Source organism: Collinsella sp. HCP3S3_E11, assembly GCF_052067375.1.
In the GTDB taxonomy this organism is placed as follows: domain Bacteria; phylum Actinomycetota; class Coriobacteriia; order Coriobacteriales; family Coriobacteriaceae; genus Collinsella.
The window spans coordinates 111,559-126,568 of record NZ_JBQHQI010000001.1; the positions used below are offsets into that span (position 1 = coordinate 111,559).

7 protein-coding genes are annotated in these 15,010 nt (G+C 58.5%); 3 read left to right on the forward strand and 4 right to left on the reverse strand.

Features of this window, described 5'->3' with window-relative positions:
* Nucleotides 1-7: 7 nt before the first annotated feature.
* The gene (locus ACTM86_RS00500; protein WP_427747414.1) at nucleotides 8-898 is read right to left on the reverse strand and encodes a DegV family protein; all 891 of its coding nucleotides are present in this window, start codon (nucleotides 896-898) and stop codon (nucleotides 8-10) included.
* Between the two features lie 318 nt (nucleotides 899-1,216).
* Here ACTM86_RS00500 and ACTM86_RS00505 point away from each other — a divergent pair, with 318 nt between their 5' ends.
* The 3 genes from ACTM86_RS00505 to ACTM86_RS00515 all read left to right on the forward strand — a co-directional run bounded on the left by ACTM86_RS00505 (nucleotide 1,217) and on the right by ACTM86_RS00515 (nucleotide 4,235).
* Nucleotides 1,217-3,133 carry a fructose-1,6-bisphosphatase gene (locus ACTM86_RS00505; RefSeq protein ID WP_441014877.1) on the forward strand — a complete coding sequence of 639 codons (1,917 nt, stop codon included), beginning with the start codon at nucleotides 1,217-1,219 and terminating at the stop codon, nucleotides 3,131-3,133.
* A 78-nt stretch (nucleotides 3,134-3,211) separates the two neighbouring features.
* Nucleotides 3,212-3,607: a GtrA family protein gene (locus tag ACTM86_RS00510; protein WP_154515815.1), complete on the forward strand. Its 396-nt coding sequence runs from the start codon at nucleotides 3,212-3,214 to the stop codon at nucleotides 3,605-3,607.
* 220 nt (nucleotides 3,608-3,827) lie between these two features.
* Nucleotides 3,828-4,235, forward strand: coding sequence for a GtrA family protein (locus ACTM86_RS00515; RefSeq protein ID WP_370450581.1), 408 nt, complete (start codon nucleotides 3,828-3,830; stop codon nucleotides 4,233-4,235).
* Nucleotides 4,236-4,821: 586 nt separating this feature from the next.
* On the opposite strand, the gene ACTM86_RS00520 is transcribed toward ACTM86_RS00515, so the two are convergent.
* The 3 genes from ACTM86_RS00520 to ACTM86_RS00530 all read right to left on the reverse strand — a co-directional run bounded on the left by ACTM86_RS00520 (nucleotide 4,822) and on the right by ACTM86_RS00530 (nucleotide 15,004).
* Complete coding sequence (locus tag ACTM86_RS00520; RefSeq protein ID WP_441014879.1) at nucleotides 4,822-5,712, reverse strand: DUF4430 domain-containing protein; 891 nt, start codon at nucleotides 5,710-5,712, stop codon at nucleotides 4,822-4,824.
* Nucleotides 5,713-5,721: 9 nt separating this feature from the next.
* On the reverse strand, nucleotides 5,722-12,573 hold the full coding sequence (locus ACTM86_RS00525; protein WP_441014881.1) for an InlB B-repeat-containing protein: 6,852 nt from the start codon (nucleotides 12,571-12,573) through the stop codon (nucleotides 5,722-5,724).
* A 667-nt stretch (nucleotides 12,574-13,240) separates the two neighbouring features.
* Complete coding sequence (locus ACTM86_RS00530; RefSeq protein ID WP_441014883.1) at nucleotides 13,241-15,004, reverse strand: ABC1 kinase family protein; 1,764 nt, start codon at nucleotides 15,002-15,004, stop codon at nucleotides 13,241-13,243.
* Nucleotides 15,005-15,010 lie beyond the last annotated feature (6 nt).

Sequence of the window (15,010 nt, forward strand, 5' to 3'; positions counted from 1 at the left end):
ACAAACGTTAGTCCACGCGCTTGTCGCCCATAAAGAAGAGCGCCACCGTACCAGGTCCGGTATGCGAGCCAATCAGAGCACCGATGTCATTAATCTCAATCTTGCCTTTAAGCTGCGGAACCTGTTCCTCGATCAGCGCCGCAACTGCCTCGGCATCCTCGCGACACGCCGAGTGCGACATGATGCACTTACCCGAATAATCCGCACCGCCCTGCACGTGTGCCATCATGGTCTTAGCCATCTCGGAAATCGCGCGCTTCTTGGTGCGAATCTTCTCACGCGGCGCCAGCTCACCTTCGCAATCGACCGTCATAAGCGGGCAAATCTTGAGTGCCGTGCCGATGATCGCGCTCGCGGCCGAAATGCGACCGCCGCGCAGGTAGCTCGACAGATCGGTCGAGAAGAACCAGTGGTGAAGGTTGAGTTTATGCTCCTCAATCCAGGCGGCCGTCTCGTCGAGCGAAGCGCCGCTATCGCGAACGTCGGCGGCACATTCCGCCAGCAGGCCAAGGCCCGAAGACGCCGCCAGCGAATCGATGACGCGCACCTTGCCGCCCTGGGGATAGCGATCCGCGAGCATCTGCGCCGCAACGCAGGCCGATCCATACGTGCCCGAAATACCCGACGACAACGTCAGGTGCAGCACGTCTTTACCCTCGGCAACAAATGGCTCCCAAAACTCCTCGTACTCACCCACGCTCACCTGAGACGTCTTGGGCATGGCGCCCGCGGCAATCTGAGCAAAAAACTCGTCCGGCGTAATCGACTGATACAGATCGTCCGTATAGACAACATCGTCGATCTCGTAATGAAAACACACGACAGGAATATTGCGCGACGCAAAGAACTCACGGGTTCGATCGGCGGCGGATTCACAGGTCAGGACAAAATCACTCATATGAGGCTCCTTACTCATTGCTGCGCAAATTATCGCACAGCATGCGTGAATACGGTACAAATGTCCGTTATTTACCAAATTGAACCAAAGGTAGTGAACATCTTTACCGTCATCATCTCTAGCGATCCCGGAGGTATGCGCCTGCAAAAACGACCCTACGTCTCCACTCAACCGCCATATCTACCTCGACTAAATCGATTTAGCAAACCGTTCGGCCAACAATTCAATCTCCTAACCCGAATTGAAACAAAAGCGGCGCATACTGATAAACGTTTGACGCTGTTTATCAGTTTTACCAACCACATCGGAAGGTGTTTCATGGTCGCATTCGATCGCAATCCGCAAGACTTCAAGTATCTGCGCCTGCTGTCGAGACAGTTCCCCACCGAGCAATCCGCATTCACCGAGATCATCAACCTCTCGGCCATCCTCAACCTACCCAAGGGCACCGAGCATTTTATGAGCGATGTGCATGGCGAGTACGAAGCCTTTATGCACATCCTCAACAACTGCTCGGGCGTCGTGCGCGAGCATGTCGACGAAATCTTTGGCGACACGCTCTCCTTTAACGAAAAGGGCGAGCTGTGCACGCTCATCTACTACCCGCGCGAGAAGATCGATCTGGTCCGCAGCCGGCACGAGGACTCGCCCACCTGGTACAAGACCATGCTCAACCAGCTCATTGTGGTTGCCCGCTCGCTTTCGAGCCGCTACACCCGCTCCAAGGTACGTAAGGCCATCCCGCGCGATTACGCCTACATCATCGACGAGCTGCTGCACACGCATCCGGACGAGAACAACTACCGCGTGCGTTATCACGAGCGCATCATCGAATCCATCTTGGAGACCGCCAGCGCCGACGACTTTATCGAGTCGCTCGCCTCGCTCATCAAGCGCCTCGCCGTCGACCACCTGCACTTGGTGGGCGACATCTTCGACCGCGGCGGCGGCGCGGCCAAGATTATGGACCGCCTGCTCACCTATCATTCGCTCGATATTCAGTGGGGCAACCACGATCTGTTGTGGATGGGCGCCGCTGCCGGCGAGCCTGCCTGCATCGCCACGGTGCTACGCAACAACCTGCGCTACGACAACTACGAGATTCTCGAGAACGACTACGGCATCTCGCTGCGCGAGCTTGTCGCCTTTGCCAACGCTACCTATACCGCCGGCGAGCCCATCAGCCCGCTCATCAAAGCCATCAACGTTCTGCTCTTTAAGCTCGAGGGCCAGATTATCCAGCGCCACCCCGAGTTCGACATGGCCGACCGTCTTCTGCTCGACAAGGTCGATCACGACACCGGCACGGTCACCCTCGCCGACGGCAGTGTGTGGCCGCTCACGACTAACGACTTCCCCACCGTCGATCCGGCAGACCCCTACACGCTCACGCCCGAGGAGCAGCACATCATCGACAAGCTCGTGTCCGAATTTGTCACCGCCGATCATCTGCATCGCCACATCGATTTCCTCTATACCCACGGCTCCATGTATAAGGTCGCCAACGGCAATCTGCTGTTCCACGGCTGCGTACCGCTCAACGAAGACGGCACCTTTAGCAGCATGAACTGCCTGGGTACCTGGCACGCCGGCCGCGATTATTTTGATTTTTGCGACTATATCGCCCGCCGCGCCTGGCGCGTCGGCGACCGCGATGCCCTCGACTGGATGTGGTACCTGTGGATCGGCTTTAACTCACCCGCCAGCGGACGCGTGGTGCGCACCTTCGAGCGCGCCTACATTGCCGACAAGAGCACGTGGGTCGAGCCGATGGACCCGTACTACACGCTCACCACGTCCTCGTCCGTTTGCGACGACATCATGCGCGAGTTTGGCGTCGCCCCCATGGCTTGCTCGCCGACGGGCCATATCATCAACGGCCATACGCCCGTCAAGACCACCAAGGGCGAGCAGCCCATCCGCGCCAACGGAAAGTTGCTGGTCATCGACGGCGGTTTCTGTCGCGCCTACCACCCCAAAACGGGCATCGCCGGTTACACGCTCATCTCGAGCTCGCGCGGATGCCGCCTCAAGTCGCACCAGGCCTTTACCAGCGTTGCCGAGGCGCTCACCCGCAACATCGATATCGAAAGCGAGACCAACCGCTTTGACGAGGCCGACCGGCGCCGCATGGTGAGCGACACCGATACCGGCGTCAAGATTCGCAGTCAGATCCAAGACCTGCGCCAGCTCCTCGATGCATATAGAAACGGTGCTATCGAGGAGCGCGCCTAGCCCCGCCTGCGGGGATTGGTTAAACTTGCTGGGTTTGTCATCCCCGCGGCGCCCCGGCGCCACCCTAAGGCAGGTACCATGCAAAAGCTCCTTGCGCAGATCATAAAGTTTGGCGTCGTCGGCGTCGTTGCCACCGTCATCGACTTTGGCATCATGAATCTGCTCCACTACGGCCTGGGCCTCAACATCTTGATCGCCAACACCAGCGGTTTTATCGTCTCGCTCATCTTTAACTACGTAGCGAGCATGAAGTACGTGTTTGCACACAAGGAGGGCATGAGCCGCCGCCGCGAGTTCATCATCTTTGTCGTGCTATCCGTTATTGGCCTGGCGCTCAACGACGGCATCGTGCTGACCCTCAACGCCGGCCTGGGCCTCGAGGCCAATATCGCCAAGATTTGCGCTACCGCACTTGTCATGGTCTACAACTTTGTAACGCGAAAAATCTTCCTAGAGGGCGAGCAGACCAAATAGCTCGGCCTCCTCGTTGCACCACGAGACCCATGAATGACGCGCGTCGAGCGCTGTGTTATTCGCGGGCCTTGCTCGTTTACGGGTAGATTTGCAACGTTTGCAGATTACCTCTTGAATATTTGGCGAGTTCGTATAGTTCTTGCCAAAGACCTTACGTTTGCCATGCAAAAGCTCTAAAGTATCTCGTTGCTCGATTCATCAACGCATTGGATGTGATTACGTGCGTAACGCGCTGGCACAACCTCATACCAAGCAGTTCCTCAAGTTCGCTGTCGTGGGCCTTATCTCCTTTGGCGTCGACTGGGGCATGCTTATTGCGCTCGTCGAGCTGTTCCACCTCGACTTTTTGATGAGCACGACGGTCTCGTTTACCACGTCCGTCGTGGTTAACTACTGGCTCAGCATGAAGTACGTGTTCGACCATCGCGAGGGCATGAGCCGTAAGCGCGAGTTCACGATCTTCACCATCCTGTCGGTGATCGGTCTGGGCCTCAACGACCTATACATGTTTGTGGGCGTCACGTTTTTGAGCATCGGCTACCAGGCCATGAAGGCCATCGCCACGTTCCTGGTCACCTGGTACAACTACTTTAGCCGTCGCTTTTTCCTCGAAGGCGCACGGTCGTAGTCAGCCAAACATACCCTTGCATTCGCAACCGGTTGGACTTCTCGTTCCAACCGGTTTTTTGTTTGCAGAGTCTGCCGAGGAAGGCGGGCTACGGTGCATGAATGGGATGCAGCTTCCCCATGAGCGCTGTTCCGGAAAGTGTATCCCAGATTGCAGCCTCAGAATGGGATGCAGCTTCCGCAACGCCGTCCTAGCGGAAACTGTGTCCCGGAATCAGTCAACAGAACGGGACGCAGTTTCCAGATGAGCCCCCATGCGGAAAATCCATCCCGGAATGAGCCCCCAGAGCGGGACACGCTTTCCGAAACCCGCCCCATCGGGAAACCGTATCCCGGTCTGAGCGCGGATTCCGGGACGCAGTTTCCCGCGGACGCCGAAACGGAAAGCGCATCCCGTTATCGATGTCTAGAACGAGATGCGCTTTCCCAATGGATGCTGATGCGGAAACTGTGTCCCGGAATTCACCTTCAGAGTGGGATGCGATTTCCGGTTGAGCCTCGATTGGGAAACGACGTCCCATTCGCATAAAAGCGGGCGGCTCGGATGTTGGTCCGAACCGTCCGTTTGGCGTGTTATGTCAAGGCATTTAGCCCGTTACGTAATACCAGACGACGCTGTCACCGTTGGAGAGAACGTAGTTGCTGCACGCCGTGTTGGGCGTCACACCGTTAACGGAGTACATCCAGCCGCTTGTACCACCGTGCTCCTTCTCGGCCAGGCCGCCGATAGCGGCGACATACGTGCCGTACGATGAGCCGTGCGCATTTACGGAAAGACCCAGTGCACACAAAGCATCGTAGGCCGTAGCGCCCTCGTTGAAGGTGAACGTACCGCCAGAAGACACCGGGTTACCCACGGAACTCGACGTCACTGAGACCGTCACAGTAATGTAGCCAGGCTGCTGCGAGCTGCCCTGATTGCCAGCAGAGGCGCTGTCGCCGTTGGATGCAGACCCACCGCCGGCCGCCGAGCCGCCGCCCGAAGAGGAGCCGTTTGAAGAACTCGATCCACCAGCGGATTCGGAGCCCTGTCCGGCAGACGCGTTGTTGGACTTCTTGCCGCCCTTGTCTTCGGACTTCTTCTCTTTCGAATCCTTGTCTGACTTCTCGTCCGAAGACTCGGAAGCGTCCTTGGAATCCGATTCATTCGAATCCTTGGACTCGGAGTCCACAGCGTCAGAAGACGAGGAGCCCGCTGTCTCCGTCTTGCGAGAGGCGATAGAGCCAGAGTCGGCAACGCTCCTCCCCGCCACAGCCCGAGCGATCCAATCGATGGACCAGGCGCCGCTGGCGGAAGGGTGAACAAAGCCCAGCGAGACGACAATCAGTGCGATGCAGACGGCCGTCAGAGAGCCAAGCAGCGCCTTGCGCCGAGAGGCGGACGCCGCCGAGGCGGCGCCCTTTTGCTTAGCATCGTCGAGCTGAATGAACGACGAGTCGGGTTGCTTGGAGTCGGCATCCTGAGGTTTATTGGACACAGCTCTCACCTACCGGCGCTTGGTAAACACGAACACGCCAATGACCGCAAGCCCGATCATGCCGGCCGCAACACCAACGATGGCAAGCGGATTGAAGCCAGACTGCTGCACAGGAGCCTCAGCGGTAGTCGCGGCGGCCGAGCCCGCATCGGACTTGGAGCTGGACTTGCTGGACTTCTTGTCAGACTTCTTGCTGTCCTTCTTGTCGGACTTGTCGGAATCCTTCTTGGAATCCTTGCCGTCCTTGGTCTCGGTCGTGGTCGTGGTGGATACCGGCTTCTGGCCCGGAGCAACAGCACCGCCAGTCTGCTGGCCATTTGCGCCGTTACCGGAGCCAGAACCAGCACCGGCATTACCCGAACCGCCATTGGAGCCGTTGGAGCCAGAGCCGCCGTTACCGCCAGGGGTAACGGCATTCTTGGTCCACTTGGCGTAGAGCGTCATATCGGCCGTCACCGCAACGCTAAAGTCATACGCCTTGGTGCAGGCAGCATCGGTGTACCAACCGGCAAAGGTGTGGCCCTCACGCGTCGGATCGGCCGGCTTGGTGACGGTCGAGCCGGAAGCAGGCGTCTGATCGCCAGTCGCAGAGCCGCCCTGAGCATCAAACTTGACACGATGTGCCTGAGATTTCACACAGAAGAGATGGCCCGAATCGTTGGTGTAATACAGATTGCCGAACTGATCGCAGACAACCGAAGCCATGCAATAGTTGGCATATCCAGAACCGGGAACGAACACCTCGGTTGCCTCGGCATCGCCCAGCTTGTACATGTACACGCCACCGCCGGTAGTGTAGTTAGGCCAATTGCCCTTGGCGCCGTTCAAGGTGAAATATACGTACGTCTCGCCATCATGTGTTGAGACGAGCGGCGTGCCCTTGGACTCAAAGCCAAGCTCTTCGCCATCGGCCTTCGTAATCTGCTTCACACTCATATCGGAGAGGTCAATGATCGAAAGTAGGCCCTTAGCCGTATCCTTGGCCTTAGCCTTAGCCTTCCAATTGTTCACGGTTGTCCCGCCAATAAAAGCATACTTACCACTGAAAACGGGCGTCGAAGTCGAATAAGCGGCAAACTGAACTTTCGCGGCCTCAGTAATGGAACCATCGGAACCAATGGTCAGCTTGTGCAACGTACCATCGTCGCGCGTAACAGCATATATATAGCCGTCATGAACGGTAAGCGCCGAACGGATGTTGCCACCAGACAGCTTAATCGAACCAACAAGTTTTGACAGATCGGCAGAATATACGCGCACCTGGCCAAAATCTCCGCCAACTACATAGTAGCCATTTACCATCAGGCCGCCAGACCAGTAGTAACCTCCGTCAGCGACGGAGGCGCTACCGGCGATGGCGCCCGTGTGAATATTGATGCGCCTGACCGTACCGTTTTGCACGTCATTGCCATTGGCAGACCAACAATCAAGGGTGTTGATATAGACGTAGTCGCCGTCAACGGTCAACGAAGATTGATTCTGCATAGCGAAGGCATCGGAATACCAAAGCGTCTCAAACGTTTTCGCCGAAACAGCCTGCAGATAGCCGCCGGAAAGCGGAATTAGGATGATACCCTGAGCAATAACGGGACGGCAGGTGCTATCCATGGAAGAGCCAAGCTCAAGCGAGCGTACGACGGAACCCGTCTCGGGGTCGATCTCATTCAGAACGGCATTCCACGTCTTTCCGCCCCATACCGAAGCGCCCGTGACAAGGTACACCTTTCCGTTCGCGACAATGGGGTCAGACGCAGAGGCGCTTGCGCCTGCCTTCTGCTGCTCTTCGGTTAAAAGGTTGAGCGCCCAGGAAGGCGTATCGGTCTTTGTCGTAGGCGTAAGGGCATCCGTTGCGGATCCCGAGCCACCGTTCGCAAAGCCATTCCATGCCGTATCGACATCGGGATGCTCAGCCCCAGGATTGGTGGCAGGCGCCGACGAAGGCTTCTGTATGCCATCGCCCTTAACGTAACGGAACTCGACGCAATCGCCGTTCTTAAGGCAATAGCTCGAGGCGCCGAAGTTCGCAAACCCATTGTTTACGTAAAACGACCAGAAGCTGTACGGCGCGGCGCTCGTTGTGCCCAGCACGCGGCCATCGGGCATCGTCGCACTCGTAAGACCCAAGGCGTTTGCCTCAAGGTTCGTACAACCGGCAGCCGTCATAAGCTGCTCGAGTACCGACTCGGCCGTCGTGTCATCGTCGGCGGGAAGCGTAAGCTCGGTCAAGGGCACCACCGATTGCTCGGTGTAGTTGCCGTCGGCATCACTTGCGGAGACGCCCGTGACCTTGGCCGTCACCGTAATGGTCTTGCCCTCGTTCGGGTTGTCGAGCCCCGTCGTTCCCTTGACGTTTACCGTCGCAGAAACATCCAAGCCGGCAAGCACCGCGTAGTCCGAATTGTCGGGATAGCGCTCGGCATAACGGGCAAAACGCTCACTCTTCAGACGGCCGCTAATCGTGACTTTCGTGTTGTATTCGGGCTGAGTGAGGATAAGGTTCTCATGCGCGATAACCCTCGGTTTGCTCGACTTGAGCAAACGATAGGTGTTCTCCGTGCCACCGGGGAGCTCACTAAACACGAAGCCGTAATGTCCCAAAGCCTCTTCGGTGGAATAGCACCAGTTAACGCCGAGTCCTTGGCCATACACCTTAAGCGGTGCATGCAGGTTGCCCGTCACGCTGGAGGCATTTTGGCCATCAAGAATACCCAAGTAGAACGAAGACTTCGCAAGGCTAAGGTGGAACAACTCGGCATTGAGCTCGTCCTGATTCTGCGGAGAAATCGCAAAGTCAAGGGTCCTGCTTGCCGTGACTTCGGCGTTGGACTTATCGGTCACCGTAAGGGTGACTTTGGTCTTCGCTGCCTCGGCGCCAGGCAGCGGCTGATAGACCGTACCCTTGTAACCGTTAAACGTGATGTCATCGGTGCTGGCGGAGTACTCGACCTTGTAATACTTGCCGTCGACGCCAAGGTTCTTGGGCTGTGGCATTTGCAGGTCGGCGGTTAGGCCGTCCTTGTCGGCAACCGTTTTGGTGCCGTAGTACTTGATATTGTCGTAGGTAAAGGCCGCATCGACCTTTGCCTGCAGGTCGGCCTTGTCGGATGCAACCTTCTCGGGATCGCCCTTGACGGTCACCGTGAAGTCGTGCGATCCGGCAAGCTTGATGTCGCCACTCGTAACCGTAACCTTGGCGGTCAGCATCACGTCTCGATCGCTCGATGCGCGCGAAACCTTACCCGTCTTATCTTCCCAGCTATAACCAGAAACAAACAGGCGCTCGGTGTCGGAGCTTGTCCATTCAACAGAGAATTTCTTTGCGGAACCCGCCTTGTACGGAAGCGTGACATTTTGGGTCACGCCATCGGCGGACTCGCCCGCTGCGTAGCCAATCTGCAGGGATTCGGCAGCACTGTCAAGAAGGTCTTGCAGCTTAGCCTCGTCCCAAGCAACCTGCACCGTCTTGTTGGGCTTGTAGCGCACGGTCTCGCCATTACGCGACAGCACGAACGTCGCTTCGGCACCGCGCAGACCATCGATATAGCTGCCGGTGTAATCGTTAGGATCGATGTAGAAGAACGTCACATCGCCGTTGGTCTTATCCTGGGCGTCGGAGATACCGACCGTGGCCTTGGCATCCTCTACCTTAAAGAGCACGCCGCCCTCGGAGACCTTAACGTCAACGTCGGTAAATCCCAGATTGGCAAGCTGCGCCTTCAGGACATCGTTGACGTTGCCGCCCTCGGCGCTGTAGTCAACAACGATTTGCTTGTTGGCATCGTTGAGCTTTTGGACTGCAGCCTCGAGCGAGTCCGCGGCGATAACCTTGTTGGCGGAGACGAGCTCGACCGCCGAGCTGCCGCTCGTGGCGACAGCCTTCAGGTACTTGCCGGCAGCAGAAGCCGAAACCGTTGCCATGGCGCCCGACATATCGGACAGCAGCGTCCAGTCGGCCGTCGGAGCCTTCGCATCATCAGCTGCATACCAGGCAACAGTCGCCTGAGTGGTCACGTCAATGCCGTTGGTGGTCGAACCGTCAGCGCGCTTGGCCTGCACCGTCGCCTTAACGCTATCGCCCGAGACGAGATGGATCGAATCGCTATTAATCTGCGGGTCGGCAATCACGCGCAGCAGGTTATACTCCCCCGCCGCCGTGACGTCATCGGAGGAAACCCACTCGACGGTATTGTCGAGTGCGCACGCCGTGAGCTTGATGCGCTTTCCGACGAGAGAATCGTTGAGCGTCAGCGCGCCGGTCTCGGCGTCAATGCCTTCGGTGAGTTCCGCCCAGTCCGAATCGCCCTCACCCTTGGCATACCAAGCGAGCGTGAGCTTAGCGTCCTCGGGCAGATCGGAATCGGACCAGCTCGAAGAACCAGGGATCTTCACGCGTGGAGTGAGCACTGAGCCGACGGAGAGCGTCGTCGAAGAAGCCTCGTTGGGCGCAACGGACTTGAGCTCGTATTGCCCGGCAAGCGTCACGGGGCCAACGGGGTCGACAGGCTGCGTGCCGTAGTAGGTGCTCTTCTTCTCGGTGCTCTTCACCGAGTTCTTACTCTTGGCGATCACACGAATGTACTTGCCCACCATGTCGTTGGTCGGCGCATACGTCGCGGAGTCGGTCGCATCGGGAATGTTGACGAAGTGACTGTCGTAGGAGCTCTTGTCGTTGGAGCACTGCCACTGATAGTGGACCGTGTCCGTCGCGGAGACGTCGGTGTAGGAGTTGCCCTTGGTCGCCTTTGCGGTCAAGACCTTGCCTGCGGCTACCTGGCCAGATGCCAACGCACCCTCAACCGTCACACCGTAAAGCTCAACAGAGCCGGCCTCGACAACGAGAACAGCACTCGACTTCTCGTCGCCAAAACCGCCGTTAGCACATGCCCTGACATACTTACCGGCGTAGGACGCATCGGGTGCAAAGGTATTGGTGGTCGCGCCATCGATCTTCGTCGTGCACGTCTTCGCCGTATCGCCGCAGCACCACGACCATGCAACGTGCTCGTTGGCGGTCACATCACCCGAAGCCGCATTAGCGGTCGCCGTGATGGCCTCGCCTGCGTTGGCCTCGCCCGTCTTGTCGAGCTTAACGCTCGTGATGTTGACGGAACCAGAAGCACCGATAGGGCTCGTGCCCTTAGTATTGTAATTGCTGCCGCCGATCTTTGCGGTTACATGGCAACGGACCGACTTGCCCTTGTAGGCTGCAAGCTTAAGGGTGCTCGACGTTGCGCCCTTGATATCGGTGTAGGTGCCGCCCTTAGCATCTGCGACCTGCCACTGATAGCTCAGCTTCGAGGAATCAATGTAATCGGAAGCGCCCTTCTCTTTAGCGAGTGCTTGGACAGTGTCGTCAACGGTATAGATGAAGGTGCCGGAGGTGGAGCCTTCGGGGGCCAGAATGGCGGAGTAGATGTCCACAGCGCCGGCTTGCTTGAAGGGACCCACGCCGTAGCCGGTCGACCAGCCGCCGAACGAGACCTCATTCGCGCCCGCGTTCGCGGAAACCGATACGTAGTAGCCCTTGAGGTCGTCGGTCACCGTGAGCGCAGGGCCGGACTCTCCCTCGATGGTCTCCCACGCGGTCGAGCTGCTGGGTTCCGAGGCGCCCTTGTACTTCTTCCAGGTGTAGGTGACCTTAGAGTTATCGACGTAGGTGGGGCTGTAGCTCAAGCCTGTGTACGCCTTAGCCGTAAGGGTCGCGCCGATCTCCGTGGATGATGCAGTCAGCTCGACACCTGCGAGCTTGACCGCGCCGGCCTTGAGCACAGCATCGGAGGTCGTCGCATCGACGTCATTGACGCCCGCGTTGGCAACCACCTTGAGATACTTGCCGGCGAGGTCCTCGGGCACCGTAAAGGTCGCCGACGTTGCGCCTTCGATTTTGGTCCAACCAGAGGATTTATTCGTCGATTCATACCAGGTATAGGTCACCTTGGTGTCGCTTGAGGCGGGCGTGTTGTACGCAGTGTGCGGCGTAGCGGTCAGCGTGTCGCCAACGGCAGGAGACGAGCTGCTCAGCTTGACGGAGTAGAGGTTTGCCTGCCCAGCGCCCAGCACCGGACCGGGAATGTAATTGGCATTGATGCCCGAGCCATAAGAAACGGAGGGGCCGTAATAGTCCTTGCCACCCGCCGTCACCTTACAGATGAAGTACTTGCCCACCATGGCGTCGGTGACGGTGAGGGACTGCTCGTGGCCAACGACCTCGGTGTAGTCGGAGACATTGTTGCTAGCCCTGGTCGTGCCGGCGAGCCAGGTGTAAGTCCAGGTGCCAGGATTGGAGACGGAATAAGCCGAACTGTAGTAGTCGTCCTCATCCTTATCGTACATATTGGCCCAGAGCGTATCACCCGCATTGAGCGCGCCGGACTTCGTGGAATACGAGTAGTTCTCATCCTTGGTGTCCTGGATGCAGACCCTGGCCACGCTGGAAAGCGTTGTGGCAGAAGCGGCAGCGGCCTTCGGCTCGCCCTGCTCCGAAGCGACAGCAGGCATCGCGGCGGAACTGTCGGACTCAGCCGCATCACCTGCGGCGTCATCGCCCTTCGCGGCGCCCGAAGTTGCACCCTGACCGGCCGCAGCGTCACTGGTACCCGTGCCGTCCTCCACGGCAGCACCGTTCGCGCCGGCGTCGGCAGCGGCGTCCTCGTCGGCCGCCGCGCCCTCGCCGCCCGTCGCAGCCTGAGCCACAGACTCGGCAATGCCCTCGGCGCCCTCGGCCCAAAGTTGCGCCGGCGTGGTGCCAAAAGCCATGGCAAAAGCCAGGAACGCCACCAGACCGCGCTTGGCTATGCCGCGGGCAATCGCTCCATGACGACGCCACGAGGCGCGCTGGCACTCGTCCTCAAACATATCCATTTGTCTCCTACTGTCTACACTTGGAGCATTGCCCAGCGGCTGCCCCACGTCATCACGCACATTGCGCTCGAGTACCCCCATCGGGGTCCCCCCTTCCCTCCAGAGCCCAACGCGTACCGGCGGCATGCACCGCGGCCGCGTGCAAGATGGGAGGCGATCCGACTTAACCTTACCGACCCGGGCGCGCCGTCCGATCTGCGGCGCGGCCATCCCGGGCCAAGAGGAATTACGGTTACTGGTACAGCCGGGGACTTGCACCCCGATTCTCCCAAACACGCAGGAAAACCGCGCATTCGTGCGTCTCCGCACCACCATCTAGGCCATCGATTATTACTGTCAGTATGGTAGCACGCAAAAGGACCCCGCACACAGGCGAAGCCCAAGGTAAAAGCTATGGTTTGCGATAGGAAGGACTGTCGTCGGACCTTGCAAGAACAGCCCGTTTCAAAACTATGTCGGTTTACGGAGCTAATTCAGCACTTCGCAACCATATCTGCCATTTTCGAAAACCAACGACTCATCTACCTGCGGTTTTAAAAGCGCAAATTTCGGTATGCTCGAGGTTCGGCGCTCCAGCCCCGTAAACCGGCATAGTTTTGTTCGGACCAGCCCACGCCGGCGCGACGCAAGGCAAAATGATCCGTTTTCCTCCGTCCCCCAGGGGCCATTAACGCTTGCCGCCGTGACTGTTGCGCCAGATCTCGCGGCCCAGCATCAGCGCCAGCACCAGCGCACTCACGTAGCCCATAAAGCCAATGACCGGGATACCGAACACAACCGGCTCGATGCGCGCGTAGTACACCACCGACGAGCCGATAAACAGGCCGGCAATCACAATTGCCATCGACATGCGGTCGATAATTCCACCCAGCTGTCGCAGCGCCTTATCGCTACTCATGATCTGCGTGTTCACCTTAAGCTGGCCGCGCGTGAGCATGCGCGACGCCAAGCCCAGATACTCGGCCGCCTCGAGCGATCCTTTTGCCGCGCGATAGCTGCTCGCGGCAAGATCGCGCCCCATTTCGCGGACGCGCGCATAGGTGCTCTTCTCGTTTTTGATGTGCGCCTGGATGATCTGGATCATGTTGACGTTGGGCATGTACTCGGTCAGCAGACCCTCGAGCGTCACCATGCCGCGCGCGAACATCGTCACCACGCTCGGCAGCTCAACGTCATTTTTTCGCGCCAGATTTAACAGCGAGGTCAAAAACTCGCCGATATCCAGGTCCTTAAGATCGAGCCCTGCAAAGTCGGCGACGATAAAGTCCAAGTCGGACAAAAAGGCCGAATGGTCGAGCTCGGCAGAATCGCCGCGCGTCACGGCAAAGCGCATAAGCGAATCCTTGAGCTTGGGAACGTCACCTTCGGCCACGGCGAAAATCATGTCCTTGACGATACCGCGGTCGTGACTCGACATGCGCCCGACCATGCCCAGGTCGATAAAGTAGACGATGCCGTCCTTGAGGATGATGTTTCCCGCATGCGGGTCGGCATGGAAAAAGCCGTCGTCGAGCACCTGCGTCGAGTAGTCCTCGACGATCGCGGCGCCAATCTTTTCCAAGTCATAACCCTCGGCCACCAGGCGCTCGGGGTCGGCAATCGAGATGCCGTCAATGTAGTCCATGACCACGACGTGTTCGGTACAAAGGTCCAAGTAGGATTTGGGACACGAGACGCCATGCACGCTTTTGTGGAAGTCATAGAAATCGTTGAGGTTTTTGGCCTCGGCCAAAAAGTTGGTCTCCTCGCGAAACGAGGTCCACAGCTCTTCGACCACGCCATGCAGGTCCACAAACTGATCAGTGTTGACGAACTTGGAAACGATGCGCACCACCGAGCGAATGATGTCGATGTCCTGAGCCATCACCTGCTGCGCGCCGGGGCGCTGCACCTTAACGGCCACGTCCTCGCCAGTCACCAGACGGGCGCGGTGCACCTGCGCGAGTGACGCGCTACCGAGCGGGTTGGGGTCAATCGCGTCGAATATCTGCCCCAGGCGCTGGCCGTATTCCTCTTCCAAACAGCGGAGCACTACCTCATACGGCACCGGCTCTACGTCGGAGCGCAGACGGCGCAGCTCGTCGCAAAACCGCTGCGGCAAGATCTCGGAGCGGTTGGCCAGAATCTGCCCCATCTTAACGAACATGGGACCGAGCTCTTCGAGCAGACGACGCAGGCGCACCGGCGTAAGGTTGTCCCACACGCGGTACTTTTTGATCAGGCGAACGATCTGACCAATGCGCTCACGACGACCTGCCGGCGTGAGCTGGTATTCCTCGTCCGGCGCCATCGCGTCGGGCTCCTCGGGGACCATATCGACAGCGCGCGGCTTCTTGCGAGCGCCCGAGACGGCGGCCTCGACCTCGTCGACAACCGCCGCCTCGTCACCCAAGGGATCTTGATTGTTGTAATCGGTGGTGGAATCTGCCATCTGCGC

Coding starts and splice junctions, on each gene's coding strand:
- ACTM86_RS00505 (WP_441014877.1), top strand. CDS start 1,217: ATGGTCGCATTCGATCGCAATCCGCAAGACTTCAAGTATCTGCGCCTG.
- ACTM86_RS00530 (WP_441014883.1), bottom strand. CDS start 15,004: ATGGCAGATTCCACCACCGATTACAACAATCAAGATCCCTTGGGTGAC.
- ACTM86_RS00525 (WP_441014881.1), bottom strand. CDS start 12,573: ATGGATATGTTTGAGGACGAGTGCCAGCGCGCCTCGTGGCGTCGTCAT.
- ACTM86_RS00500 (WP_427747414.1), bottom strand. CDS start 898: ATGAGTGATTTTGTCCTGACCTGTGAATCCGCCGCCGATCGAACCCGT.
- ACTM86_RS00510 (WP_154515815.1), top strand. CDS start 3,212: ATGCAAAAGCTCCTTGCGCAGATCATAAAGTTTGGCGTCGTCGGCGTC.